Source organism: Paractinoplanes pyxinae (assembly GCF_026626335.1).
Lineage (GTDB): Bacteria > Actinomycetota > Actinomycetes > Mycobacteriales > Micromonosporaceae > Actinoplanes > Actinoplanes pyxinae.
The window spans coordinates 438,346-464,573 of the sequence record NZ_JAPNTZ010000001.1; the positions used below are offsets into that span (position 1 = coordinate 438,346).

The 26,228-nt window shown below is 73.6% G+C and carries 21 protein-coding genes; 11 read left to right on the forward strand and 10 right to left on the reverse strand.

Translation table 11 applies throughout. The features are described 5' to 3' along the window. From OWR29_RS02005 to OWR29_RS02020, 4 genes are all read right to left on the reverse strand, one after another. The gene (locus OWR29_RS02005; RefSeq protein WP_267560524.1) at positions 1–2,478 is read right to left on the reverse strand and encodes a helix-turn-helix transcriptional regulator; all 2,478 of its coding nucleotides are present in this window, start codon (positions 2,476–2,478) and stop codon (positions 1–3) included. A gap of 79 nt (positions 2,479–2,557) precedes the next feature. Beyond that, complete coding sequence (locus OWR29_RS02010; RefSeq protein WP_267560525.1) at positions 2,558–3,871, reverse strand: XRE family transcriptional regulator; 1,314 nt, start codon at positions 3,869–3,871, stop codon at positions 2,558–2,560. A gap of 49 nt (positions 3,872–3,920) precedes the next feature. Then, entirely contained in the window at positions 3,921–6,779 is a 2,859-nt protein-coding gene (locus tag OWR29_RS02015; RefSeq protein WP_267560526.1) for a helix-turn-helix transcriptional regulator, read from the reverse strand. After that, positions 6,776–9,472, reverse strand: coding sequence for an AAA family ATPase (locus tag OWR29_RS02020; protein ID WP_267560527.1), 2,697 nt, complete (start codon positions 9,470–9,472; stop codon positions 6,776–6,778). The genes OWR29_RS02015 and OWR29_RS02020 overlap by 4 nt, the downstream gene beginning before the upstream one ends. Positions 9,473–9,586: 114 nt before the next feature. On the opposite strand from OWR29_RS02020, the gene OWR29_RS02025 reads away from it, so the two are divergent. Genes OWR29_RS02025 through OWR29_RS02035 form a run of 3 tightly spaced genes read left to right on the forward strand, consistent with a single transcriptional unit; the run spans position 9,587 to position 13,105 of the window. Continuing rightward, entirely contained in the window at positions 9,587–11,848 is a 2,262-nt protein-coding gene (locus tag OWR29_RS02025; protein WP_267560529.1) for an XRE family transcriptional regulator, read from the forward strand. After that, complete coding sequence (locus tag OWR29_RS02030) at positions 11,845–12,624, forward strand: LLM class F420-dependent oxidoreductase (protein WP_267560530.1); 780 nt, start codon at positions 11,845–11,847, stop codon at positions 12,622–12,624. Before OWR29_RS02025 ends, OWR29_RS02030 begins: the two co-directional genes overlap by 4 nt. Positions 12,625–12,628: 4 nt before the next feature. Further along, positions 12,629–13,105, forward strand: coding sequence for a GNAT family N-acetyltransferase (locus OWR29_RS02035; protein WP_267560531.1), 477 nt, complete (start codon positions 12,629–12,631; stop codon positions 13,103–13,105). On the opposite strand, the gene OWR29_RS02040 is transcribed toward OWR29_RS02035, so the two are convergent. Then, a complete protein-coding gene (locus OWR29_RS02040) occupies positions 13,048–13,980 on the reverse strand; it encodes a helix-turn-helix transcriptional regulator (protein ID WP_267560532.1) in 933 nt (310 codons plus the stop codon). The genes OWR29_RS02035 and OWR29_RS02040 overlap by 58 nt on opposite strands. Before the next feature lie 103 nt (positions 13,981–14,083). Between OWR29_RS02040 and OWR29_RS02045 the strand changes: the two genes are divergently transcribed. Genes OWR29_RS02045 through OWR29_RS02055 form a run of 3 tightly spaced genes read left to right on the forward strand, consistent with a single transcriptional unit; the run spans position 14,084 to position 16,320 of the window. Continuing rightward, on the forward strand, positions 14,084–14,770 hold the full coding sequence (locus tag OWR29_RS02045; protein WP_267560533.1) for an SDR family NAD(P)-dependent oxidoreductase: 687 nt from the start codon (positions 14,084–14,086) through the stop codon (positions 14,768–14,770). 23 nt (positions 14,771–14,793) lie between these two features. Then, the gene (locus tag OWR29_RS02050; RefSeq protein WP_267560534.1) at positions 14,794–15,234 is read left to right on the forward strand and encodes an OsmC family protein; all 441 of its coding nucleotides are present in this window, start codon (positions 14,794–14,796) and stop codon (positions 15,232–15,234) included. A gap of 60 nt (positions 15,235–15,294) precedes the next feature. Continuing rightward, complete coding sequence (locus OWR29_RS02055) at positions 15,295–16,320, forward strand: magnesium and cobalt transport protein CorA (protein WP_267560536.1); 1,026 nt, start codon at positions 15,295–15,297, stop codon at positions 16,318–16,320. A 413-nt stretch (positions 16,321–16,733) separates the two neighbouring features. On the opposite strand, the gene OWR29_RS02060 is transcribed toward OWR29_RS02055, so the two are convergent. Beyond that, the gene (locus tag OWR29_RS02060; protein ID WP_267560537.1) at positions 16,734–17,771 is read right to left on the reverse strand and encodes a helix-turn-helix domain-containing protein; all 1,038 of its coding nucleotides are present in this window, start codon (positions 17,769–17,771) and stop codon (positions 16,734–16,736) included. 120 nt (positions 17,772–17,891) lie between these two features. Between OWR29_RS02060 and OWR29_RS02065 the strand changes: the two genes are divergently transcribed. The 4 genes from OWR29_RS02065 (at position 17,892) to OWR29_RS02080 (ending at position 21,586) form a co-directional block, all read left to right on the forward strand. Then, positions 17,892–18,377, forward strand: a complete 486-nt coding sequence (locus OWR29_RS02065; RefSeq protein ID WP_267560538.1) for a hypothetical protein — start codon at positions 17,892–17,894, stop codon at positions 18,375–18,377. Between the two features lie 54 nt (positions 18,378–18,431). Beyond that, positions 18,432–19,262 carry an oxidoreductase gene (locus OWR29_RS02070; RefSeq protein WP_267560539.1) on the forward strand — a complete coding sequence of 277 codons (831 nt, stop codon included), beginning with the start codon at positions 18,432–18,434 and terminating at the stop codon, positions 19,260–19,262. Between the two features lie 25 nt (positions 19,263–19,287). Further along, positions 19,288–20,442, forward strand: a complete 1,155-nt coding sequence (locus OWR29_RS02075; protein ID WP_267560540.1) for a hypothetical protein — start codon at positions 19,288–19,290, stop codon at positions 20,440–20,442. Between the two features lie 178 nt (positions 20,443–20,620). Then, positions 20,621–21,586 carry a hypothetical protein gene (locus OWR29_RS02080; RefSeq protein WP_267560541.1) on the forward strand — a complete coding sequence of 322 codons (966 nt, stop codon included), beginning with the start codon at positions 20,621–20,623 and terminating at the stop codon, positions 21,584–21,586. 106 nt (positions 21,587–21,692) lie between these two features. Here OWR29_RS02080 and OWR29_RS02085 read toward each other — a convergent pair whose 3' ends face one another. From OWR29_RS02085 to OWR29_RS02100, 4 genes are all read right to left on the reverse strand, one after another. Further along, the gene (locus OWR29_RS02085; RefSeq protein WP_324291212.1) at positions 21,693–22,181 is read right to left on the reverse strand and encodes an NUDIX hydrolase; all 489 of its coding nucleotides are present in this window, start codon (positions 22,179–22,181) and stop codon (positions 21,693–21,695) included. 373 nt (positions 22,182–22,554) lie between these two features. Next, positions 22,555–23,898 carry a DNA polymerase IV gene (locus OWR29_RS02090; protein ID WP_267560542.1) on the reverse strand — a complete coding sequence of 448 codons (1,344 nt, stop codon included), beginning with the start codon at positions 23,896–23,898 and terminating at the stop codon, positions 22,555–22,557. 35 nt (positions 23,899–23,933) lie between these two features. Next, positions 23,934–24,509, reverse strand: a complete 576-nt coding sequence (locus OWR29_RS02095; RefSeq protein WP_267560543.1) for a dihydrofolate reductase family protein — start codon at positions 24,507–24,509, stop codon at positions 23,934–23,936. A gap of 29 nt (positions 24,510–24,538) precedes the next feature. Beyond that, entirely contained in the window at positions 24,539–24,937 is a 399-nt protein-coding gene (locus OWR29_RS02100) for a cupin domain-containing protein (RefSeq protein ID WP_267560544.1), read from the reverse strand. A gap of 109 nt (positions 24,938–25,046) precedes the next feature. On the opposite strand from OWR29_RS02100, the gene OWR29_RS02105 reads away from it, so the two are divergent. Continuing rightward, on the forward strand, positions 25,047–26,201 hold the full coding sequence (locus OWR29_RS02105; RefSeq protein WP_267560545.1) for a cellulose-binding domain-containing protein: 1,155 nt from the start codon (positions 25,047–25,049) through the stop codon (positions 26,199–26,201). The last annotated feature ends 27 nt before the right edge of the window (positions 26,202–26,228 follow it).

The following is a 26,228-nucleotide window of genomic DNA, read 5'->3' on the forward strand; positions in this document are numbered from 1 at the left end:
TCAGCTGCTCCTTCCGGTGGCGGTCAGCAGGTCGCGCAGCTGGTGCCGGCTGGTCACGCCCAGCTGCGGGAAGATGGTGTAGAGGTGCGAGGCCACGGTCCGGGGCGACACGTGCAGCTGCCGCGCGATCTCCTCGTTGCGCAGGCCCTCGGCGGCCATCCGGGCGATGCGTTGCTTCTGGGCGGTCAGGGCGGCGAAGGCGGGTCCGGCGTCCGGCTCCTCGCGCCCGGGGACGTACCGGCGGGCCTGGTCGGCGTGGGCGCGGGCGCCCAGCCGCAGGAACGTGTCGAGCGCCGCCGTGAGGTGCGGCCGGGCCTCCCGGGTGCGGCGCTGCCGCCGCAGCCAGATCCCGTAGTTCAGCTGCGCCTCGGCGTACTCCAGGGGCCACACCAGCGCCCGGTCGCGGTCGGCGAGGGCCCGCCGGTAGGCCGGTTCGCTGTCGTCGAGCAGGGCGGTCGCGTGGTCGGCGAGCATCGCCCGGCGGCAGCTGAGCCCGCCGATGGCCCGGCCGCGAACCCCCTCGACGACGGCCCGGGCCGCCTCCGCCCGGCCGGTCCGCACGGCGGTCAGGGCCAGTTGGGGCAGGACGAGCGGGCCCAGGACGAAGTGCCGCGGAACGCCGGCGTCGTCGAAAAGAGCGCGAAATTGCTCGTACGCGGTCTCGTGGTCGGCCGCGGCCAGTGCGCACAATCCGGCCGCCCGGCGGTGCAGGCCGGCCGCGAAGGCGCCGCCGGCCGCCGGTCCCGGCGGTGCGGGTGACGGCCCGCAGCCCTGCCACGCGCGCAAGGTGGCCCGCAGCGCGGGCAGGACGGTGTCGAGCAGGGTCGCGCCGCAGACGGCGGCGAGGCGTTCGGTCCGGTCGAGCAGGTCGGTGGCCTCGGGCCAGCGTCCCATGTCCATCAGCGACAGGATGAGTTGCGGAAGCTGCGCGATGACCGCGCCCGGCACGCCCGCGCCGTCCAGCGCCCGCCAGCCGGCCGACAGAGCCTTGGTGGCGGCGGCAGTGTCGTCCCGCAGCCAGGCCACCGCGCCGACGAACAACTGCTGCGCCGCCCCGGCCTCGCTCGGCGCGGGCCCGGCGGGCTCGTCCGGGTCGGCCCCGGCGGACTCGTCCGGGTCGGCCACCGCCCGGACGAAGGCCCGGACCGCCGGTGAGACGTCCGCCCGGTCCAGCAGGGCGGGCAGCCGCCGCCGATGCCCGGCGTCGCCGGTGAGCAGCACGGCGGTGGCGGCCATCGACACCACGACCGGCCCGACCTGGCCGCCCAGCGGGCCGCCGGCCGCGATCCGGTCGAGCAGCTCGAACGCCGGCCCCGGGCGGCCGGTCTGGATCAGCGCCAGCCCGGCGCCGGCCGCCGCCGGGGCCAGCCGGACGGCGTCGGTGGTCAGCTCGGCCGCCCGGCGGTGCAGCTCGATGGCCCAGGCCGGCTCGCCGGCGTAACAGGCGGCCAGCACGGCCTCGCCGTACCGGCGCACGGCGGTCCCGGCCCGCGGGCTGTGCTCGGCCGCCAGCTGCAGGGCCCGGGCGGCGTCGAGGGGAGCGGCCCGGGTGGCCGCCCGTTCCAGGGCGGCGGCCACCGGTTCGTCCGGCCGTTCGGCGGCCGCCGCGTGGTGCATCGCCCGGCGGTACTCCGAGCCCGCACAGACCGCGAGCGCGGCGTGGGCTCGGCGGATCTCGTCCGGCCAGGCCGAGCCGGCCAGGCTCTGCCGCAGCAGCGGGTGCGCGAAGCGGACCCGGCCGAAGACCGTGACCAGCCCGGCCCGCTCGGCCGGCTCCCAGTCGCGCAGCTCGCCGCCGGCGGCCCGGCTCACGGCGGCGACCGGTTCCGACTCGTCGGCCAGCGCGGCGTGCAGCAACAGCCGGCGGGTGACGGCCGGCAGCGCCTCGACCAGATCGCCGTACTCGTCCGGCAGCCGCGCGCCGAGCAGCGCCGACGGGTTCCCGGCGGCCTGCCGCAGCCGCTCCTGCCGCGACCGGCCGGCCAGCTCGGGCAGCAGCCGGGCCGCGTCCTCGTCGGGCAGCGGCTCCACGTGCCGGCGGGGGATCTCCGGGCCGAGCCCGCACGGCGGCTCGTGGCCGCGGACGGCCAGCACGACCGAGAACCGTTCGGCCGACAGATGCCGCAGCAGCAGCGTGATCAGCCGGCCCGCCCACGCGTCGGCCCGGTCGGCCCGGTCGACCAGCACCAGCACCGGCGCCGCGGCGCAGAGCCGGTCGACGGCCGGCAGCAGGCGGGTCAGCAGCGCGTCCGGGTCGCCCGGCAGCGACGTCGAGGCGGACAACCGCCGCAGCAGCGCCGCGCCCGTTGCCAGGCGGACGACGCGGAACCCGCGCTCGCGGGCCTGCCGGGCGAGCGCGCCGAGCAGCGTCGTCCGGCCCACGCCGGGCTCCCCGAGCAGCGTGAGCGCCATCGGGCGGCCCGCGGCGGCGTCCAGGAACGCGTGCAGGTAGGCCAGTTCCCGCCGGCGTCCGATCATGGCAGACCTCCTTCCGGCCTTGATTCGACCACCGGGCGGACCGGCGTCACCACGAACAAAGGACGAGGAATAGCCGCGCTCAAGGGGCGCCGATCGGCACTTCCGGCCGCAACCGGTCGTGGAGCCGCCGGAGCGTGGCTGCCCGTTCCGCGGCGCTCTCGGCCCGGTCGAGCTCGCCCGCCGCGTACAGCCGCAGCAGCTCGTGGAACTCGAGCCGGCCGTCCGGCCGCTGCTGCAGCAGGCTGAGGTCGACCAGGTCGTCCAGGATGTCCTCGGCGACCGCCGGTGGCTCGCCGGTCAGCGCGGCGGCCAGCTCGGGGCCGAACGACGAGCCCGGAACCAACGACAGCCGCCGCAACAGCCGCCGGGCCGGCTCCGGCAGCTGCCGGTAGGACAGGTCGAACGCGGCCCGGACCTGCAGATCCCCGACGGCCAGGGTGTCCAGCCGGCGTTCCTCGGCGGCCAACCGGGTGATCAGACCGGCCGTGGTCGTCCCGGGCCGGCTGAGCAACTGGCCCGCGATCCGCAGCGCCAGCGGGATGCCGACGCACAGCTCGGCCAGCCGCAGCAGCTGGTTCGGCGAGGCGGGGGCCCGGCCGGGCACGGCGGCCAGCATCCGTACGGCGTCGTCCTCGGGCAACGGGTCGAGGCGCAGCCGGAACACGTCGTCGAGCCCGCTCAGCGAGCGCCGGCTGGTCACCAGCGTCACCGCCGGGCCGGACGCGGGCAGCACCGGGCGCACCTGGCTCTCGCTGATCGCGTTGTCGAGCACCACGACCAGACGCCGGTCGCGGATCAGGGTCTGCCACAGCGCCGAAGCCTCGTCCACGTCCCGGGGAACGGCGCGGACGTCCGGGCTCACCGCGCGGATCAGGCGGCCCAGCACCTGCACGGCCGTCGCCGGCCTGGCGTCCAGACCGCGCAGGTCGGCGTGGAGCCGGTCCCCGGGCGGCCACGCCTCGGCCGCCCGGGCCGCGAGGGTGGTCTTGCCGACGCCGGCGTCGCCGCTGATCGCCACCACCGGCGCCGCCGGGCCGGTGTGGGTTGTCCAGGCGGCGATCAGGGCCAGCTCCTCGGCGCGCCCGGTGAAGCCGGCGATTCGGCGGGGCGCCAGGGGCGCGGGCTCGGGGCGCTGCACGCTTCGGGCCCGGCGGGCGGTGGCGAGCAGGTCCTCCAGGTCGGCCGGGCCGGCGCCCAGGCCGTCGGCGATGGCCCGGACCGTACGGGCCCGGGGCCGCACGTTGACCCCGCGCTCCAGGTTGCTCAGGGCGCGGTCGCTCAGCCCGGCCGCCTCGGCCAGCTGCTCCAGGGTGAGACCGGCGCCGGCCCGCAACCGCCGGAGCAGCGCACCGAACGTCTCTTCCTGGGCCACCTGATCCTCCGCTCTCGACATCGGCAATGCTGCCGAGCGGCGACGGAGGTCGTCGTCCGTAGAACGACTGTCAGCCGTCGCCCGGGTCGACGACCGCGCGGAGCTGGCTGCGGCGGGTGACCCCGAGGACCGGGAACGCCCGGGACAGATGCGTGGTCACGGTCCGCGGCGAGAGGGCCAGCCGGGTGGCTATCTGCTGGTTGGTCAAGCCCTGCGCGGCCAGCCGCACCACCTGGTGCTGCTGCGGGGTGAGCTGGGCACTGAGGTCCCGGTGAGCGGGCGCGGTGGCGGCAGCCAGTTCGCCGGCGGCCTGCTGCTGCCAGGCGGGCAGCCGGGCCGCGGCGAAAGCGTCGCGGGCCTCCTCCAGCAGGGCCCGGGCCGCGGCCGGTCGCCGTTGGCGGCGCAGCCAGCGGGCGTAGTCGACGCTGGCGGCGGCCCGCTCGAGAGGCCACTGCGCGGTGCCTGGGTCGGCCAGCGCCAGCCGGTAGTGCTCCTCGGCCGCCGGGTCGGGCCCGGCGAGCAGGGCGCGGGCCCGCCACCCGATCGCGGTGAGCCGGACCGAACCCAGAACCCGGAACCGAGCCTCGGCCGCGGCGACGATCGGAGCGACGTCGTCCGGCCGGTCCAGCGCGACCGCGGCGGCCACCAGATCGGCCAGGCCGAGGTCGGACACGCGGTAGTGGACCGGCCGGCCGTCCTCGTAGAGGCGGCGCAGCCGGCGGTAGGCCAGGTCGAAGTCCCCGGCCACCAGGTCGGCCTGCCCGCGGGCGCGGATCAGCCGCTGCTCGTGGGCCGGGGCGGCGGTCACCGGGCTGTCCAGGACGTCCCGCAGCCGCTCGGCCCGATGGTCCCGCCGCTGCAACAGGGCCACCGCGGCCCGTACGGCGAACGCCCCCACCTGCACGGCGGCGGCGATGTCATCACCCGCTCCCGGATGGCGCAGCGCCGCCACCGCGATGTCGTCCGCCCGGTCCAGCTCACCCGAGTCGAACTCGGCCCAGGCCAGCGCGGTCAGCGCGATCGGCCGCTGGTAGCCGCCGGCCGGACTCAGATCCGCCGCCAGCCGCAGATGGCGCCGGGCGTGGGCGGTCTCGTGCCGGGCCAGAGCCACCACCCCGGCGAAGGTCGCCTGCTGGGCCGGCGTGATGCCCGCCAGGTTTACCTCGTACGAGGCTCCGGCGTCGTCGTCGGCGATCGCCCGGGCCCAGGCGGGCGGCCCGCCGGTGCTTTCGTCGTCGGCGGGCGGCCTGCCGGTGTTCTCGTTGTCGGCGGGCAGCCTGCCGGCGCTGTCGTGGTCGACGGTTCCCCGGGCCGAGGCGGGCGGCGCGCTGGTGGTTTCGTTGTCGGTGGTCGCCCGGTCCGGGGTGGGTGGCGCGTCGGTGTTTTCGTGGTCGGCGGTTGCCTGGCTCGCGGCGGGCGGCGTGCCGGTGCTCTCTTCGTTGGCGATCGCCGCGGCCCAGGCTGGCGGCCCGCCGGCGCCGAAGGCCGCGCGCAGATTGGCTCGGGCGCGGTCGTCGCCGCGCAGCCAGGCCCAGCCGACGAGGTCGACGATCGTGGTCGCGGAGGCGGTGTCGGCCCCGGCCAGCTGCTCGGCCCACGCGACCTCGCCGGCCGAGCGGGCGCAGTGGACGGCGTGGTTCCGGCGTTCCCGGGCCGGCCCGGGAAGCGGGGTGTGGCCGGCCGCCATGGCCAGCGCGTACGCGGCCGGGCGCAGACGGCCGGTCGCGGCCAGCCGGTGCCCGGCCCGCTCCAGCGCCGTGGTGTGGGCGTCGCTCAGCGGCCGGCCGCTGCGGGCGAGATGCCACGCGTACGCGGGACTGTCCGGGGCCAGTCGAGCCGCGAGCTGCCGGCGGGCGTCCTGCTGGGCCGCGAGCCCGGCCCGCTCCAGCACGGCCGCCCGGACGACCGGGTGGGCCGGGCGGTGCAGCCGGCCCGGCCGCACCACGCCGGCCTCGGCGAGTTGGGTCCAGACGGCCGGGGCGACGAGGGCGTCGAGGGCGTGAGCGAGCGCGCGGCCGGGCGTCTCGGCCGCCACGGCCGCCAGCACCGCGCCGGCCAGGGCGTCCGGGCCGAGGCCGGCGACGCCGGGGGCGAGGGCGTCGCGCAGCCGGGCCGGCACCGGCAGCTCGGTCGCGGTGGCCGGCACCGCCGCCGGGGGAGGCAGCGTGCGGGCCAGCTCGGTCAGCGCCAGCGGATTGCCACCGGCCTGGGCCAGCACGACGTGGCCGGCCGGGTGGGCCGCGAGGCCGGGCAGCGCGGCCAGCAGCTCGCCGGCGGCGGCCCGGCCGAGCGGCGGCAGGACGACGACGCTCCAGCCGGGTCGGGCCGGCGCCCCGGGCGTGTCGGCGACACTCCAGCCGGGTCGGGACGGCGCTCCCGGCGTGTCGGCAACACTCCAGCCGGGTGGGGACGGCGCCTCGGGCGTGTCGGCGACGGTCCAGCCGGGTCGGGACGGCGCCCCGGGCACGGTGGCGACGACCGGGATTCCCGGCACGGAGGCGATGGCCGAAGCCGACGACGGGTCGCACCGGTGCAGGTCGTCGACGCACCACAGCCAGCGGCCGTCCGCGGTGAGCAGCCGGGCCAGGGCGGCCACGGCCTCGCCCAGCGCGGCGGCCGACGGCACCGGCCCGTGTCCCGGGCCGCCGTTGCCGAACAGGCTGCCCAGTGTGCCGCGGGCCGCCGGCGGCAGCAGCGGGACCCGGTCGCGGACGGGCGCCAGCAGCCGTTGCAGGGCGGCCAGGGGCACCGCGCCGTCCCCGGCCAGCACCCGGGTGACCAGCACCGATCCGCCGGCCGCGGTGAACTGGCGGGCCACCTCGGCCAGGACGGTGGTCCGCCCGGCGCCCCGCTCGCCGCCGACGAGCACCGACCGCCCGGCCGACACGGCCCCGGCGATCTCGGCGAGAGCGCCCTCGCGGCCGATCACTCGCGCGCGTCCGCGGTCGCCACCAGGTCGCTCAGCTGGGCCCGGTTGGTCAGGCCGAGCAGCGGGAAGATCTTGTACAGGTGCGAGGCTATGGTCCGCGGCGAGAGGAACAGCCGCTCGCCGATCTGCTTGTTGGTCAGCCCCTGCGCGGCCAGCCGGGCGATCTGCTCCTGCTGGGCGGTCAGCGCGGCCAGCACATCGGTGCGCCCGGCCGGCGCGCGGCGGCGCAGATCCGCCTCGGCCCGGGCGATCCAGGCGCCGGCCCGGATCCGGTCGAAGGCGTCCAGGGCGTCGAGCAGCGTCGTCCGGGCCGGTCCCGGCTGGTGAGCGCGGCGCAGCCGGTCGGCCACCTCGACGGCGAGCATCCCCTCTTCGAGCGGCCACCCGCCGCTGCTAACCGCCGGCGCCTCGTCGCCCGGCAACGCGCGGGCGTTGCTCACCGGCGGCGCCTCGTCGGCCAGCAGCGCGCGGGCGGCCGCGAGCCGTGCGGCCCGGCGCTCGGTCAGCCAGCCGCCCCGCGCGCCCACCTGCTCGACGATCCTCGCGGCGTCCTTCGTGGCGTCCGCCCCGGCCCGCATGGCCGCGCTGACCAGGTCGGGCAGCACGAGCACCTGCCAGCCGTGCACGACGCCCTCGGCGGCCGCCGCCGAACGCAGCAGCCGGTACGCCCAGTCGTACTCGCCGGCCGCCATCGCCGCCCCGGCCCGGGCCCAGCGCAGCCGGATCGCGAAGGCCGGAATGTCGTACGCGTCGAGCTGCCGCCCGGCCTGGGCCAGCAGATCCTCGGCGGCGGCGGTCCGCCCCCGGGCGTAGGCGATCACCGCCAGCTGCGCGTACGCGCCGGTCCGGATCGCTGTGGCCTCGGCCGCCGCCGGCGACGAGAGCAGCGGCACGATCATCTGCTCGGCCTCGGCCCAGCGACCCCGATCGATCAGCGCCCATCCGGCGACTCCGGGCGCGGTCAGGAAGACGGCGCCCGCGGTGCCTTCCAGCACAGCCTGAACCCCGGGCCGGACCAGGCGCAGGCTGTCCTCGGGCCGGTCGAGCAGCATGGCCGCGCCGCCGACCGACACGCCCCGCACGACGTCGTCCGCCGTCACCGGATCCGGCGTCGCCCGCACCGCCTCGACCACCTCCGGCCCGGGAGCCACCAGGGCCTGCGGCATCAGGGTGATCCCGCCGGTCGCCTCGGGCAGCCGGCCCAGCCCGTCGAGGACGCTGTGGTCGAGTTCGGGCGAGCCCAGCAGGAACGACGGGAAGCCGGCGGTGACGACGACCAGGGCGAGCACGGGAACACGCAGGTCGCCGCCGGCGCCGATGGCCTGGCGCAGCAGCTCGCCACCGGCGACCGGCCGTCCCCGTACGGTCTCGAGCCAGCTCGACAGGGCCAGCAGGTCGGCCCGCAGGTTGGGCTCGGGATCCGGGCCGGCCACCGTCCGCGCGTTCTCGAGCAGCCGGGCGGCCCAGGTCACCCGCCCGATCGCCGCCGCCCGCCCGGATGCCGTGAGCAGGACGCGGGCCCGCTCGTCGACCGGCACCCGCTCGGCCGCCAGCTCCAGCAGCCGCAGGGCCGTCGGGGGATCGGCGGCCGGATCGTCGGCCGTCGCCGTCAGCTCCGCGGCCAGCGCCGGGTCGTCACCTTCGGCCGCCGACGCCCGATGCCAGAGCGCCTGGTACCGCTCGGGCACGACATCGGCCAGGCGGCGGTGCAGGTCGCGTTCCGTGGCGTCCCCGGCGACCAGCAGCGCGGCGTACTCGACGAGCGGGTGCCGGAACCGCACCCAGCCGTCGAGCACCTCGATCAGCCCGGCCTCGGCGGCGTCCTGCCACTGGCGGGCCGTGATCCCGGGATCGGCCGCCGCGATGACCGAGATGCGGCTCTCCCCGGCCGCGGCGTACGCCAGCGCCCGCCGAGCCCCGTCCGGCAGCGCCTCGATCGCGGTCACGAACAGCCGGACCGGGCCGGCCGGGGCATCGCCGCGCCGGCTCAGCTCGATCAGGGCCAGCGGGTTGCCGGCCGCGCGTTCCAGCAGCCGGAGCCGGTCCGCCCGCCCGCCGCCCCCGGCCACGGTGTCGAGCAGCCGTTCCGCCTGCTGCTCGGTCAGGGCGGGCACGGTGACGACCCGGACCAGATCGGCCAGTTCGGCGGGCAGCCGGTTGTCCCGGCAGGCGAAGAGCGCGACCACTGGCAGCTGGTTCCAGACGATCGTCGCCGTGACGGTCAGCAGCAGGTCGAAGCTCGGGGCGTCGATCCGGTCGACATCGTCCACCACCAGCACCAGCGGCCGGTCGCCACCCGGCGCCTCGAACGCCGCGGCCACCCCCAGCCGCAACGTGAGCAGATCGGTCGGCTCGACGGCGCCGCCCAGGGCCGCCTCCACCGCGTCCCGCTGCCGCTCAGGCAGGGCCGCCACCGCCTCCGACCCGTCCAGCAATTCCCTTAGTGCCGCAAAGGGGCTGGCCGCCATGCCGGCCCGCCCCCGCGTCCGCGCCACCACGTGCCCGGCCGCCTCGGCCGCCCCGACGAACCGCTCCACGAGCGCCGTCTTCCCGATCCCAGCCGGCCCGGCCAGCAAAACCGCCGCCGCGGCGTCGCCGGTTGGCGATCCGGTGAGTAGTCCGGTCAGCTCGGCCCAGAGCGCCCCGCGCCCCACGAGCCCCGGCGCGTCCACCGGATCGCGATGATCATTCACGGTTCCAGTCTGCCCGGCCCGCGCGGTGACCAGCGGCGTCGGGCAATACTGTGCCCTTGCGCAACGCCGGAGTGCCCTGGGTCGGACGGGCCGGCGACCGACGGTGGGGGAGACATGGCCGAGGACGTCCCGTTCGGGGAGCTTCTGCGCCGGATGCGCATCGCGGCCGATTTGACCCTGGACGGGCTGGCCGCCGCGTCCGGGGTCAGCGACCGGGCCATCAGCGACATGGAGCGCGGCGTCAGTCTGCGCCCCCGGGCCCGTACGGTGGAAGCGATCGCCGACGGCCTGGGCGTCACCGGCGCCGACCGGGAAGCGTTGCTGACCGCCGCCCGGGGTGCCCGCGCAACGACCGCGGCGACACCGGCCCACCAGCTTCCGGCGCCCCGCCAGGTGACCGACTTCGCCGGCCGCGACGCCGAACTGGCTCAGGTGCGCGAGTGGACCGCGGGCGGCGGGGTCGTCGTGATCAGCGGGGACGCCGGTGTCGGCAAGACCACGTTCGCGGTGCGGGCCGTCCGGCCGACCCTGTTCGTCGACCTGCGCGGGCTCGACGCGAAACCGCTGAGCGCGGCCGCCCTGCTCGCCCGACTGATCCGGGCGCTCGACCCCGGCGTACGCATAATTCCGCGGGACATCGCCGAGGCGTCCACGCTGTGGCGGACGATGATCGGCGGCCGGCCGCTGGTGATCGTGCTGGACAACGCGAGCAGCGAGGACCAGGTGCGCCCCGCGCTGCCGCCGGACGGCCCGGCCGTCGTGCTGGTGACCAGCCGCCGGACCCTGAGCGGGCTGGACGACGTACGCCGCCTGCGGCTCGAGCCGCTGCCCGAGACCGACGCCGTGACCCTGCTGGCGAGCATCCTCGGGCCGGCCGCCGCCACGGATGAGGAGCTGCGCCGCATAGCCGAGCTGTGCGTCAACATCCCGCTGGCTCTGCGGATCGCCGGCAACCGGCTGGCCGGCCGCCCCGGTTGGACGGCCGGTCACCTGATCGCCCGGCTGGCCGAGCAGGAGCGGCGGCTGGACACGCTGACGGCCGGCGACGTGCGGGTGCGGGCCGCCTTCGACCTGTCCTATCAGCAGCTCGCCGGGCCGGCCCGCCGGTTGTTCCGGCGGCTCGCGCTGGTGCCCGGCCCTTCCACCGGGCCCGAGCTGGCGAGCGTGCTGGTGGCCGAGCCGGTGCCGGTCACCGAGGACGCGCTCGACGACCTGGCCGATTTGAGCCTGCTGCAGCAGCGGCCGGACGGCCGGTTCGAGTTCCACGACCTGCTGAGGCTGTACGCCGACGGCGAGCTGCAGCGGGAGGAGGATCCGGCGGAGAGGGCGGCCGCGGCTCGCCGGCGGGACGAGTGGCTGCTCGACACGGTGATCGTGGCCGGGCGCCACTTCGAGCCCGGCTTCGGACCGGGCCGGGCCGGCGTGGCCGAGGTGGTCGCGCTCGACTCGCGCGAGGAGGCCGAGGACTGGCTGCGGGCCGAGGCCGACAACTGGCTCCCGGCCCTGCGGGCGGCGGCCGAGGCGGGCCGGCACGAGCGGGTCGTCGACGTGGCCGAGTCGCTGCACTGGTTCTCGGACTTCTGGTTCTCGTGGACCGGCTGGGAGGACGTGTTCACCCTCTCCGTGACGGCCACCCGGCACCTCGGGGACGACCGCCTGCGCGCCATCCACGAGGGCTATCTGACCTGGGTGTACGTCATCGTCCAGGGCCGGTTGGCCGAGGGGCTGAGCCACGCCCGTCTGGCCGTCGAGCACGCCGTACGGGCCGGGGACCGCACCCAGATCGGCTGGGCCCGCTACTACCTGGCCGGGGCCTACGAACGCGCGGGCCAGTCCCCGGAGGCCCTGCGCGAGGCGCGCGCGGCGGTGGAGGACTTCCGCTCCGTCAACGAACGGGAGGGCCTGCCGAACGCGCTTCTGCAGTCGGCCCGGATCGCCGCCGGGGCCGGTTCGCTGGACGGTGCGGCCGAGCTGTACCGCGAGGTCCTCACGCTGGTGCGCGATCCCGCCACGGCGCCGCCGCCGCACATCGCCGACTTCGCCGAGGCGACCGCGTACGGACTCTTGGCCGACCTGGAGGAGGCGGCCGGGCGCGGGCCGGAAGCCATCGAGGCGGCCACCCGGCAGCTCGAGGTGCGGGAACGGCTGCACAAGGATCCGGTGGCGCTGATGCCGTCGCTGGTGTTCCGGGCCCGGCTGCACGCGAAGTTCGGGAACTCCGAAGCAGCCCGCGCGGACCTGAACACCGTACGGGAAACGCAGTCGCAAGCCGGGGCGGAGGTCACCTGGAAAGCTGATCTTCAGGACCGGATCGACGAGTTGGAGCGCGAGCTTGCCGGGCGGGACGACGCGACGGAGCCTAGGCTTCGATCATGACTTCGAGGCCCGTCCGGATCGGGCTGCAGCTCCAGCCGCAGCACGCCGACTACCAGACCATCCGCCGCACCGCCGCCGAGGCCGAGGAGCTGGGCGTCGACATCCTGTTCAACTGGGACCACTTCTATCCGCTGTACGGCGAGCCCGAGGGCCTGCACTACGAGTGCTGGACGATGCTGGCCGCCTGGGCCGAGCAGACCAGCCGGGTCGAGATCGGCGCCCTGGTCACCTGCAACAGCTACCGCAACCCGGAACTGCTGGCCGACATGGCCCGTACGGTCGACCACATCAGCGGCGGCCGGCTGATCCTGGGCATCGGCTCGGGCTGGTTCGAGAAGGACTACCAGGAGTACGGCTACGAGTTCGGCACGGCCGGCGGGCGCCTGGACGACCTGGCCGAGGCGCTGCCCCGCATCGAGTCCCGGTTCGCCAAGCTGAACCCGGCGCCGACCCGCGACATCCCGGTGCTGATCGGCGGCGGCGGCGAGAAGAAGACGCTGCGCCTGGTGGCCCGCCACGCCGACATCTGGCACAGCTTCGGCGACGCCGAGACGGTCGAACGCAAGATCGGCATCCTGCGGCAGCACTGCGCCGACGTCGGCCGGAACCCCGACGAGATCGAAATTTCCACGGCCGTACGGGGTGAGCCCGCCGAATCCGGGCCGGAGTTCCGCAAGCTCGGGGCGTCGCTGTTCACGGTGAGCGCGAGCGGCCCCGACTACGACCTCAGCGAGCTGAAGTCCTGGCTGACCTGGCGCGACCAGACCAACGGCTGAGGTCGTGGCCTTCTCCATCCGGTCGGTGAGCTGGGACGACCCCGCGGGCGAGGCGCTGCGGGCGGCGATGCGGGCCGAGATTCGCGAGCGCTACGCCGACCGGATGCCGCCCGTCGGTGACGAACCGCAGATGGTCGTCACGAGTGAAGGTGTGGTGTGGGTGGGTCTCGCGGTGGCGGACGACGGCACCGCGATCGGGCACGCGTTGCTCCGCCGCCACGGGCCCGACCTGGAGATCAAGCGGATGTACGTCGCGCCGGCCTGGCGCGGCCGCGGTGTCGCCGCCGCCCTTCTCGACGCCGTCGAGGTGGAGGCGCGGCGGCTCGGCGCGCCCCGGGTCATCCTGCACACCGGCGACCGCCAGCCCGAGGCGGTCGCCCTGTACGTCCGGCACGGCTATCAGCCGATTCCGGTGTACGGGGTCTACGTCGGCATGCCGGGCGCGCACTGCTTCGCCAAGGTGCCCTCCGCGACCGGCTGACGGTTCGCCGCTGTCTCGGAGCTGCTGGCCGGCAGGCCGGCGGGCGCGCTTCGGGCGGGCAGGCCGGCCGACGCGAGCAGGGCCAGCTTCTCGGCGTCGCCGGAGCCGGCGTCCGGGTGGTAGACGACGAGCATGAGGCTTTCGGCGCCGGCGATGCTCAGGCGTTCCCGGTTCAGGGTCAGCTCGCCGACCTGCGGATGGTTGAGCCGGATGGGCGTACCACGCTGGCTTCGCACCTCATGCCGGGCCCAGAGCTGACGGAACCGCGGGCTGGCCAGCGACAACTCGCCGGTGAGCTCGATGAAGCGGGGGTCGTCGGTGTCCGTGCCGACCGCCTGGCGCAGGTTGGCGATGAAGCACTCGGTGACCTGTTTCCACTCCGGGTGCAGGGCCTGCTCGCTCGGGTCGAGGAACAGGTCGCGCATCTGGTTGCCGCCTGCGTCGAGGCGCGGCGACAGCGCCCGGGCCAGATCGTTCGAGGCCAGGATGTCGAAGTAGCGGTCCTCGATGAAGGCCGGCTGGATGAGCGAGTGCAGCAGTTTCAGCGCGCCCGGCGGCGGGGTCTCGCGGCGAGGCCGGCGCCGCCGCGGCCGGTGCGGCTCGGCGACCAGGGTCAGCAGGTGGGCCACGTGGTCGTCGTCCAGCTGCAGCACCCGGGCGATCGACTCGAGCACCTGCACCGACGGGTTGCGGTCGCGGCCGCGCTCGAGCCGCAGGTAGTAGTCGGCGCTGATGCCGGCCAGCATGGCGACCTCCTCGCGCCGCAGACCGGGCACCCGGCGCACCCCGACCTCGGGGATGCCGGCCTGCTCGGGCGTCACCAGCTCGCGCCGGGCCCGCAGGAAGGCGCCGAGGGCGTTGGTCGTCTCGCTCACGGAACCAGCCTAGGTCGGCCCGCCGGGACAGAGGGGGTCCTGCCGCACCCCAGGCTGAAGGGGGCTCTGGGTCCGGCGTCCGGCCGTTCCTAGCTTGGGTCCCATGACCGTCACACTGATCACCGGCGCCAACAAGGGCATCGGCTTCGAAACCGCCCGCCAGCTGCTCGAACTGGGCCACACCGTCTATGTCGGGTCCCGTGACGCCGTACGGGGTGAGAAAGCCGCAGCCGACCTCGGAGCGCAGTTCGTGCAGCTCGACGTGACGGACGACGCCTCCGTCAACGCCGCCCTGGCGCACATCGGCGAGGCCGAGGGCCATCTTGACGTGCTGGTCAACAACGCCGGCATCCTGGCCGACGGACCGGTCGACGGGCCGGCCGCCCTGCGCGCCTTCGACACCAACGCCGTCGGCATCGTGCGCGTCACCGAGGCCGCGCTGCCGCTGTTGCGAAAATCGTCCAACCCGACAGTCGTCACCGTCTCGAGCAGCATGGGCTCGTTCTGGGCCGTCACCAACCCCGACCGCCCCGAGTACGGCATGCCGCTCGCCCTGTACGCGGCGTCCAAGGCGGCCGCCACCATGCTGACCCTGCAGTACGCCAAGTCCGAGCCGGCCGTCAAGTTCAACGCGCTCGAGCCCGGCACGACCGCCACCGACATGACCGCCGCCTTCGGCATCGGCCGCGCCGTCGAAGAGAGCGCCCGCGTGGTCGTCGGCCTGGCCACCCTGGGTCCGGACGGCCCGACCGGCACCCTGCGCGACGAAGCCGGCGAGCTGCCCTGGTAGATCGCCGGGTAGCGTCGGCCGGCATGACGAACGAGAGCATCCGGTCGGTCGAGATCGAGCGGACCAGCGCCGGCCAGTACGACGTGCGCAACGTCCGCGGCGGGGTCATCCCGATGGGTTCGGGCGACGACGAGCGTTTCACCCCGGTCGAGCTGCTGCTGGCCGCGCTGGGCGGCTGCTCCGGGATCGACGTCGACCTGGTGGCCAGCCGCAAGACCGAGCCGTCGCGGTTCGTGATCCGCGTGCGCGGCACCAAGGTGAAGACCGAGGAGGGCGAGAACCGGCTCGAGAACCTGGAGATCGAGTTCGACCTCACCTTCCCGGACGGCCCCGAGGGCGACCGGGCGCGCCAGGTCGTGCCCCGCGTCATGCGCCAGTCCCACGACAAGCTGTGCACCGTCACCCGAACCGTCGAGACCGGCACACCGGTGGCAACCTTCGAGCGCGAGGACGCCGGGAAGTAGGCTCCGGTCCGGGGGTGACTCTTGGACGGGCGACGCACCTGGCAACCGCCGCGGCCGGTCGTGCGGGGACGCGCTGACCACACCGCCATCGTGGGCTGCGAGCTGTACGTCGACGGGCTCGCCGTCGAGAGCCCGGGCCCCGCCGCCGACCTGGCCGACCTGTACGCGCGGGCCCAGGAGCGGGAGGACGCCTTCGTCTGGCTCGGCCTGCACGAACCGACCGAGGCCGCGCTCAACCGCGTGGCCGAGGTGTTCGGGCTGCACCCGCTGGCCGTCGAGGACATCCTGCACCGCGAGCAGAGAATCAAAATTGAGCGGTACGAGGATGTGGTGTTCCTGGTCGTCCGGGCTGCCCAATACGTCGAGCACGAGCGCGTCACCGCGACCAGCGAGATCGTCAGCACCGGCTTCGTCCGGCTCTTCATCGGCCCGCACTTCGTGATCACCGTCCGCCAGGGCACGGTCATGGAGCTCAGCTCGCTGCGGGCCGACCTCAGCCACGACCAGCAGGCGCTGTCCCACGGCCCGTGGTCGGTGGTGCACGCCATCCTCGACCGCCTGGTCGACGCGTACGTGGACATAGCGGCCGCCATGCAGACCGACTTCGAGCTGACCGAGGCGGCCGTGTTCGCCCCCGGCACCCCCGTCACGGTCGAGCAGATCTACCAGCTGAAGCGCCAGCTCATGAAGTTCAAGGCAGCCGTGCTCCCGCTGCAGCGCCCACTGGCCGCCCTGGCCGGCAAGCAGTTCGCCGACCTGCCCAAAGAGACCCGCCGCTACTTCAACGACGTGGCCGACCACCACGCCGCCGCCGTCGAGCAGGTGGTCGCCTTCGACGACGTGCTCAACGCGTTGCTGCAGGCCCGCCTGGCCCAGCTGACCGTCGAGCAGAACAACGACCTCCGCAAGATCGCCGCCTGGGCCGCCATAGCCGCACTGCCGACCGCGATCGCCGGCATCTACGGCATGAACTTCACCCACATGCCCGAGCTGACGTCCCGCTACGGCTACCCCAGCGTCCTCCTGCTCCTGCTGGTGAGCGCCTTCATCCTGCACCGAGTCCTACGCCGAGCAGGCTGGCTCTGACCCACCACGGACCCGCCTCACATTGACATGTTGACGTGTTGATTATGTGTATCAACATGTATCAACACGTCAACATGTACCCGTCATCCACAGGCCACGCGCAGTCATCGGCTTGCTCGGCGCCGCTGGTGCTGATCGTGCCGAACCCTCAAGACGCGTGACCCCGCCCGCGATCGGCCTCCCTACCTAGTTCCTAGCCTCCTAGGATGCTCTAGCGGCGGTGCCGCACCCCACAAAGGACGCCTTCGGCGCCGAGTTCACAGTTTCCAGTCCAGCCGCCGCTGCCTTGTTCATCACGACGGGCCGCCGCCGGCTCGGTCGCCGGGGTGGGCTGCCGTTGCTGAGCGCGCCGCGGTCATTCGCGCCGGCAGTCGGTCGCCGGGGCGGGGCGTCGTTGCTGAGCGCCGCCGGGGTCATCCGCCCAGGCAGGCCGTTGTGGCTGAGCCGCCGCCGGCGGAGGAGTGGACCGTGACTGTGATTTCGACCGGGCCCGGGCCGACGAGCAGGATGTCGCCGTACACGGCCTGGCCGTCGAACGTTGCGGTGAACGGGGTGCCGACCGTGTGGGTGGACGGGCGGGCGGCGACGATCGTGACGGTTGCCTCCAAGCGCAGGTAGAGCATGCGGTCGCTGGGCAAGAAGCGGCCCCAAGCTGCCCGGTGGGTCGGCGCGTGCCGCAGCTCGGCCACCCCCAGCAGTTCTTGGCGGGCGGTGTGCACCTCGACGCGGTCAAGAGTCACGATGCCGGCCGGGTCGTCGGCGCAGCCGCTGCGCTTGGGGTCGGCGTTGTCGGCAACGGGCTCGCAGCGGCCCACGAAGCGCGGCGTCCGTGCCGACTCGGTCCCAGGGCGCGCCTCTTTATCCACAGGTCCGCAACTACGACGGCTCCCGGCCCGAGTAGGGTCCTCGACCGGCATCCCCGGCACGAGTCGCGGGCGGCGAATCGGTTCGCCAGCGGTGGACGGCGACGATCCCGGCGCGAGCCGCGGGTCGCGAATCGGCTTGCCGGCGGTGGACGGCGACGTTCCCGGCGCGAGCCGCAGGTCGTGAATCGGTTTGCCGGCGGTGGACGGCGGCGGTCCCGGTGCGAACTGTGGGGCGCGGATTGGTTCGTCTCCGGTGCGTGCCTCCCTGCGCGACGGCGACGACCCCGGCGTGCGGGCCTTCGGGTCCGGCGACAGGCCAAGCTCGATCCGAGCGTCCTGCCACCGTTGAAGCCAGGCGTCGACGTTGCCGTTGCAGGCTTGGACGAAGCCGCTTGTCACCTCCCAGGTTGGCAGGCGGCGGCCGCTTGCGGCTTCGGAGAGGCTGGCCTTCGAGCACAGAGCCCGCGGCGCGAGCTGGCGGTAGGTGGGCCCCCCGGCTTCGCGGCGTAGGGCTCTCAGGGCCTCGGCGAAGCGCACCACCACGGCGTGGGCGGCCGGGTCGAACGGGCGCTCGGGCCGGGCCATCGGACCTTCCCTTCGTACGAGGAAATTGTCCAGCCTTTGATTGTCCAAGCCGTCGCTTGTTTCGGCCAATACCCGGAAATGCCACTCTGGCCGACAGGTACGCAGGGGAGGAGTGTCCACATGACAGTTTCTCGAGGCCTGGCGGTTGTGGCAGCGCTGATGATTGCGGCTGCCGGTTGTGACGTGTCGGTGCGGCCGGCTCCGGAGACCACGGTTGCCCCCTCGCCCTCGCCGGCGCGTAAGGCCGCCATCGGCAAGAAGATCGACGTGCAGCGGGGCAACCTCAAGCTCTCGGCCACCCTGAAGCCGACGGACGGACCGGACGGCCCGGAGGGTGAGGACGCGCTGTTCTTCGAGCTTTCGATCGCCGTACGGTCGGGGTCTTACGTCTTTTTCCCGAGCCTCCTGAAGTACTACGGCTCCGAGGACAAGCCGCCTCAGCCCCGGGACACCGGCTACGACGAGGCCATGGTGCTCATCCTCCAAGGCGGCAGCGAGCAGCGCACGGTGTCGGTTTCGAACCCGGCGTCCGGTCCCAACGGCGACCTCGTGGTGGCCCTCTACCACCAGGACGGGACCCGGCTCGCGACCTGGACCGACAGGTGATGACATGGGGTGTGCCGATCGGCACGCCGACAGTCGCGCTTGAGGGAGTTCGAGATGGCCACCTGGCTGATCACCGGATCGTCGACCGGGCTGGGGCGGGCGCTGGCTGAGGCCGTGCTCGCTCGCGGGGACAACGCGGTCGTCACCGCGCGGAACACCGGCTCGGTGGGTGATCTCGTCACGACGTACCCGGGAAGCGCTCTGGCCTTGGAATTGGACGTGACCGACCCTGGTGCCGTGGCCGAGGTGGTGGCGCAGGGGGAGAGTCGCTTCGGGGGCGTGGACGTGCTGGTCAACAACGCCGGATACGGGTATCGGGCGGCCGTCGAGGAAGGTGACGACGAGGATGTGCGGCGGCTGTTCGCGACGAACTTCTTCGGGCCGGTCGCGTTGATCAAGGCGGTTCTTCCGGGCATGCGGCAGCGCCGGAGCGGGACGATCGTGAACATCTCGTCGATCGGGGCCAAGGTGTGCCCGCCGGGGTCGGGCTACTACGCGGCCAGCAAGGCGGCTCTGGAAGGCGTGTCCGGCTCGCTGCGGCAAGAGCTGGCGCCGCTCGGCATCAACGTCATCGCGGTCGAGCCGGGCGGGTTCCGCACCGACTTCGCCGGGCGGTCGCTCACCCAGTCGGCCACCGTGATCGACGACTACGCGGACACGGCGGGCAAGCGCCGCAAAGAGCATGACACCGCGCACGGCAACCAGCCCGGCGACCCGGTCAAGGCGGCGCAGGCCCTGATCACCGCCGCCGAGTCCGACCGGCCGCCGGCTCTGCTGATGCTCGGCACCGACGCCGTGACCGCGGCGACCGCCGTTCTCGACGGCCAGCTGGCCGAGATCGACCAGTGGCGCGAGCTGAGCGTGTCGACCGACCTCACCGACTGATGGGGTTCATGGTTCGATCGTGCGCGTGAGCGGATCACTCGCGGCGACCCTGAACCGTACTGAGCGCTGGTTCGTGCGGGCCGCGCTGCCCCAGATGATTGCCGACTTCTCGGCCCGGGCCCAGGTGGTGCCGCGGATGCTGCCGCTGCTGAGCGGGGCCACCGTGTACTGGCTGCTGCAGGTGGCCTCGGTGCCGACGTTCCTCACGCTGGTGCTGGGTTTGCTGGTGGTCGCGGCTATCTGGCCGTTCACGGCCGGGCTCAACGGGCGCCGGCCGCCGCGGCTGAGTCGGGGCGGGCTGATCGGGGTGGCGGTCTTCTTCGGTGTGCTGTTCGTGGTCGGCGGGCCGCTGGTGCACGCGGCATGGCCGGGCGCGTTCAGCGAAGAGCTCGCCGGCCCTTCGGGCGACGTCTCGCTGATCGTCGGGCTGGCCGGGCTTTTCATCTATCTGGCCGTCTTCGCGGGCGCCTATCTTGCTACCGCGTACGGTGTTGTGGCGGCCCTTCGTCACGCCCTCGGTGACTTGGCCAAAGGCCTGGCCGACGTTCCGCGTTCGTTCGGCCGCTCGCTGCCGGTGGTGCTGTTCGGCACGCTGTTCCTGTTCTTCACCGGCGAGCTGTGGCAACTTCTCGACAGGCTTTCCTGGGTACGGGTCTGGCTCGTTCTGGCGCTGCTGACCGTCATTGTCGGGCTGGCGACCTGGCGGGTGGTCAAGGGCTACGACGAGGACCCGGTGGGCCCGACCCCGACGCCGCAGGACCTGGCCGAGGCGTGCGAGGGCACCCCGCTGGCCGGGGTCGACGTGCCGCCGGCCGAACTGCAGCCGTTGCAGCACTCGCAGGAAATCAACGTGCTGGTGCTGCTGACCGTCCGCCAGCTGGTGCAGGCGGCGGTCATCGGGCTCGGCCTGTTCCTGTTCTTCGTGGCGTTGGGCCTGATCACCGTCCAGCCCGAGACGGCCGAGACGTGGATCGGGCACGAGCCGACCCTGCAGATCGGCCTGCCGGTCGCCCTGTTCAAGCTGGCCGCGCTGCTCGCCTCGTTCGGCGGGGTCTCGTTCTCGACCACGTCGATGACCAACCCCGACTACCGCCAGGAGTTCTTCGAACCCGTCCTGCGAAGCGTCCGCCGCCCCATCCTGGTGCACTCGGTCTACCAGGCCCTTCTGCGCCGCAGCTGATTCCGCGGGCCGTCACCCGGGGCGGCCAGTACCTGATCCATCCGGCCGGTTCAACGCGCTGCCGGAACGCCACCTAGACGCAGCTTGCGCCTTTTCGGGGCCGGTCCCGATCGAACCTTCGCGGGCCCGAGCGCCGTACCTCCAGGCGACCCTGACGGCCGCAGCGAGGAGATCCCCGATGGACGGGCTCGACGACCCGACCGAGACCTACCCGTTGCTGTCCGGCGCGGCCGGCTTCGCCTACCGAGCCGAGCAGCCCGGTGACCCCTCACCGGGCGCGGCCGGCTCCGCCTACCGAGACGAGGCCGCTCAGCCCGTTGATCGATCGCTGGATTCGGCCGGCGGGCGCAGCGGCCCGACCCGGCCGACGTCCGACGCGGCGGCGGCTCGGCCGGATGAGGAACCGCCCACGGAGGAGTTCGACGTGGTTCCGGACGCGCGGACGGAACCGTCGACGGGCGGGCTGCGGTTGAAGGTGCTGGCGGTGGCCGGCGTCGCGGTTCTGGTCGGGGTGGCCGCCCTGGTCATCTCCACCTCGTCGACGCCGGCGACGTCGGTGGGTAGTAGCGGCCCGGCGTTCGCCGCGGGAACGTTTGACCTGGCCAGCAACGTGACCGAGCTGAACCTGACATTAGGCCGGCCCGCCGACAGCCCGATCCGGGTCAGCACACCGACCGGCAGCGCCCTGAACCCCGCTGCCACCGTGGACGGCACCGACGTGCGGCTCACCACCCGCCCGACCGGCTCTGAGGGCGACGGCCGCCTCGACGTGCAACTGGACGACCGAATTGCCTGGACGATCCGCATGAACGGAGGCGTGCGGGCAGCGACGTTCGTGCTGACCGGCGGCACAGTCCGCGAGGTAGACCTGTCGGGCGGCGCCGACCGCGTCCACCTGACTTTGCCCGGCTCCGACCAGCCCCTGCCCATTCGCATGTCCGGTGGCGTCCGCGAGTGGAGCATCGATACCGAGGGTGAAGTCCCGGTCCGGGTCCAGGCCCGCTCCGGCGCCGGCGAGGTGAGCCTCTACGGCAAACGCGAACGCGGCATAGCCCAGAACACCGTCCTGACCACCGGCGACGGCTCCGGCCTGGACGTGACCGCGGCCGCCGGCTTCGGCTCCCTGGCCATCACCTCACGCTGACCACTTCCCGCCTGATGAGCGCGCAGTTGCCCGCCCACGCGATGTGCCGCCTGAGGATCGCACTCACACGCTGAACACCCAGCGCGCTGGCCGCTCGAGACAGCGATCACGCCGGCGCGGGCGGCTGCAGGCGGCCCTCTAAGGCCAGGTGGGTGAAGAGGGCGCGGTTGTAGGCGTTCATCTCTGGCAGTTCGAGCGGGTCGAAGAACTCGAGGTCGGTGGTTTCGGGGTCGGCCCGGTCGAGATGCCCAGACCAGGACTCGGCGCGGTAGGTCAGGGAGATCACCTGGCACTGGTCACCGTTGGGGTAGACCAGGAAGCACTCCGGGCCGGATCGGGCCGACAGCAGGGTGAGCTTTCCGGCGACGAGGCCGGTTTCCTCGCGAAGTTCCCGCCGGGCGGCGTCTTCGAGCTGTTCGCCCGGCTCCACGGCCCCTCCGGGAATGCACCAGGTCTGGTCGTCGGAGCGCTTCTGAAGCAGCACCCTCCGCCGGTCGTCCCAGACGAGCACGCCGGCCGCCGCCACCACGAGCGGTTCGCGGCCGACCAACGCTCGCATGCGCTCCACGTAGGACCGCGTCCCGACCTCACTCATGATCGCAGGATAGGCGGCCGGCTCCAGGGAGCGGCATCGGTCGGCGGGCGCGCCACGCGACACAGGCCGAACGCGCGGGGCGACGCGATCCGAATGCGCGGGGCGACGCGAACCGGACGCGCGGCGACGCGATCCGAACGCGCGGGGCGACGCGATCCGAACGCGCGGGGCGACGCGATCCGAACGCGCGCGGCGACGCGAACCGAACGCGCGCGGCGACGCGAACCGAACGCGCGCGGCGACGCGAACTGTACGCAAGCGGCGACGCGATCCGAACGCACGCGGCGACGCAAACCGAACGCGCCGGGCGACGCAAACCGAACGCACCGGGCGACGCGGGCGGAACGCGTCGGACGATGGGGTGGTCGGGCAGTTACAGCGGTGGCCTCCAGTCGGGTGGGTCGGCGGGGTGGAGGGTGGGGTCGTCGACGGGGAAAGTGCGGACCGGGCCGGGCGGCGTGAGCGGCCCCTCGAAGCGGACGGTCACCCGGCCGCGGCCGCTGCCCCAGACCCAGCCGGGGCCGTGTTCGTCGTGGTGGACGTCCTGGCCGGGGCGCCATTCGGCCGCCGCGGCTGGGGCCGGCGTAACCGAAGCTTCCGGTTCGAGGGGTTCGGGTTCGGTGGTGGTGGCCGCGGCGCCGAAGAGGTCGTCCTGGACGAAGTCGGCCAGGGTGGTCGCGCCGACTCCCAGCAGGCGGATGCCGGATGAGGTGTCGACCTCGGCGAGCAGGCGGCGGGCGAACTGGGCGACCAGCCTCGGGTCGTCAGTGGGCTGGGAGCGGGTGGCCGAGCGGGTGATCGTCGTGAAGTCGTGGTGTCGCACCTTGATGGTGACCGTGCGGGCGGAGAGGCCGCCGGCTCGTAGGCGGCCGCCGACTCGGGTGGCCAGCAGGTCGATCTCGTGGTTGAGGCGGTTGCGGTCGGTGAGGTCGACGTCGAACGTTTCTTCGGCCGAGACGGACTTGGCCTCGCGTTCGCCGACGATCGGGCGGTCGTCGTCGGCGCGGGCCAGCCGGTAGAGGCCGGCGCCGTGGGCCTGGCCGAACCAGTCGATCAGCTCGGGCAGTTCGACGCGGGCCAGGTCGCCGATGGTGTGGCGGCCGGCGCGGCGCAGCCGTTCGGCGGTGGCCGGGCCGACGCCGGGCAGGCGGGTGACCGGCAGCGGGTGCAGCAGCGCCTGCTCGTCGCCGGGGGCGGCCACCGTCAGCCCGTCCGGCTTGTTCAGGTCGGATCCGATCTTCGCGACCAGCTTGGACGTGCCGAGGCCGATCGACGCCGTGACCCCGCCGGTGGCGACGGCGATTTCCGCCCGGACCTGCTCGGCGAGCTTGGTGACCGCCTCGACGGTGAGGTCGTGCCCGGCGGCGGCCAGATCGACGTACGCCTCATCGATGGAAACCTGCTCGACCAGGGGCGACACCTCGGCCAACAGCGCCATGACGACCTCGCTGGTCTTGCGGTAGGCGGCGAAGCGGGGCGCCAGGAAAGCCGTGCCGGACGGGCAGCGGCGGCGAGCCTCGGCGGTGGGCATGGCCGACCGCGCCCCGAACCGCCTGGCCTCGTACGACGCTGTCGCCACGACGCCGCGACCGGCAACCCCGCCCACGATGACCGGGCGGCCGCGCAGCGACACCTTGTCGCGCTGCTCGACCGCCGCGAACATCGCGTCCAGGTCGACGTGGGCCACACTCGCCTCACGCCTTCGTCCACCGCTCACCCGACAAGTGTCCGCCGGGGGTACGACAAGAATCGTCAGCCGTGCCGGGTCGGGCGGTAGACCAGTTCCTGCGTACGCCCGTCGAGCGTCCGGGTGTCGACGAGTTCCAGGTCGAAATCCTCGGCACCCCGGAAGATCGGGTCCTGCCCGTTCCGGCCGGTGATCACGGGGAACAGGCTGACCTGCACGAAGTCGACCAGGCCGGCCGCCATCAGGGCCCGGTTCATCGACAGGCTGCCGTGCGAGCGCAGCGGCACGTCCGACTCCTGCTTGAGCCGGGCCACGACGTCGACGGCGTCACCGGTCGCGATGGTGCCGTCGGCCCACTCGAGCGGGCCCTGCAGGGTGTTCGACACCACCGTGGCCGGCAGGTTGATCATCTTGGTCACCCACGGATCGCGTGCGGCTTGCTCCTCGTCCGAACCGAGCAGCTGCACGAAGGCCCGGTACGTGTTGGCTCCGAAGACCATCCGTTGCTCCCGCTCGTACTGGGAAAGCCGGTGATTCAGCAGTTCGGGGCCTTGCTTGCCCCAGTAGCCGGTCCAGTCGCCGGTGGCCGTGCCGAAGCCGTCGAGGCTGGAGAAGACGTCGAAGGTGTAGGTAGCAGTCATACCGGTTGGACCACCTTCGACGCCGGATCTCATCGCTCGCTGAAGCGCAGATGTTTGCGTTCGGCCAGTTCCTCCTCGCTGACCACGGTGAGGATCGGCGTCCCGGGCGGCGCGAACATGATGACCAGGAGCTGTGACTGCGCGTCGGCGAGATTGTTGGCGCCCACGTAGTGGATCGTGTCGCCGCCCGGCTCGAACAGCGACTCGCCCGCCTTGATCACGCGCGGCGGCTGCCCTTCCAGCTCGAACAGGATCTCGCCCTGGGTCACGTAGCCGAAGACGGGACCGGGATGCCGATGCGGTGGGGCGCCCGGATCGCCGGGGCTGAGCGTGACGGTGATGGTTCTGGCCTCGGCGCCGTCCGGGATGAGGGCGGTCGCGTCGGGCCGGGTCGAGACGAGGTCGACCCCTGGTGGTAGCTGATTCATGTCTGCCTCCTTGAACAGCCAGGACAGGGCGGCCGCTGATTTCGTGACAACGCGCCCGTACGCAACTACAGTCATCGATGTATGGGAGCGCTCCCAAGGAGGTTGAGCCGTGCGCGTGAGGGTTCTGGCAGTCATGACGGCGGCCGCGGCAGCGGTCGCGGCCGGGTTCGTGGGTTCACAGTCGGCGTCGGCCGCGCCGGCCTGCACCGTGGGGTGGACGGCCAACAGTTGGTCCAGCGGGTTCACGGCCGACGTGCAGGTCACCAACGGCGGCGCCCCGGTCACCTCGTGGACGCTCTCGTGGACCTTCGCCGGGAACCAGCGCGTCACGAGCGGCTGGAACGCCACGGTAACCCAGACCGGCAACGCCGTCAGCGCGACCAGCGTCGGCTGGAACGGCCCCCTCGCGACCGGCGCATCCACCCGCTTCGGCTTCCAGGCGACGTACTCGGGCACCAACACGGCGCCGACGGACTTCAGCTTCAACGGCGTCTCCTGCAACGGCGACACCCCCACCCCGACGCCCACAACCCCAGCGCCCACCACTCCGGCACCCACAACACCGCCACCCACCACCCCGCCGCCGACGCAGGGCGGAGGCGACAGCTTCGAGGATCAGACCGGCAGCGTCCCGGGCGGCAACTGGGCCGTCACCTACCCCGACTGCTCCGGCGCCGGCACCGCCGCCATCGACCGCACGGTCGCGCACAGCGGCTCAACTTCCTTGCGCATCAACGGCGCCGCCGGCTACTGCAACCACGTCTTCGTCCGCAACACCCAGATCCTCGGCACGGCGGCCAACGCTTGGTACGTACGGTTCTGGGTCCGGCACACGACCGCGCTGCCCGCCGCCCACGTCACCGCCGTGGCCATGCGGGACTCGGCCGACGGCAACCGGGATCTGCGCTTCGGCGGCCAGAACGGCGCCCTGCAGTTCAACCGGGCCTCGGACGACGCCACGCTGCCCGAGCAGAGCCCGGCCGGCGTTGCTCTCTCCAGCCCGCTTCCGGTGAACACGTGGAACTGCGTGGAGTACAAGGTCGACGGACGCGACGGCACCATCGAGACCTGGCTGAACAACACGTCCGTGCCCGGGCTGCTCGAGGACGGCGTGCCGACGCACGACATCGACAGCCAGTGGCTCAACCGCACGTGGCGCCCGGCCCTGACCGATCTGCGCCTGGGCTGGGAGAGTTACGGCGACGGCGCGGACACCCTCTGGTACGACGACGTGGCCGTGAGTGGCACGCGAAACGGCTGCTGAACCAGGCCGCAGCGGGAACCCGGTGAA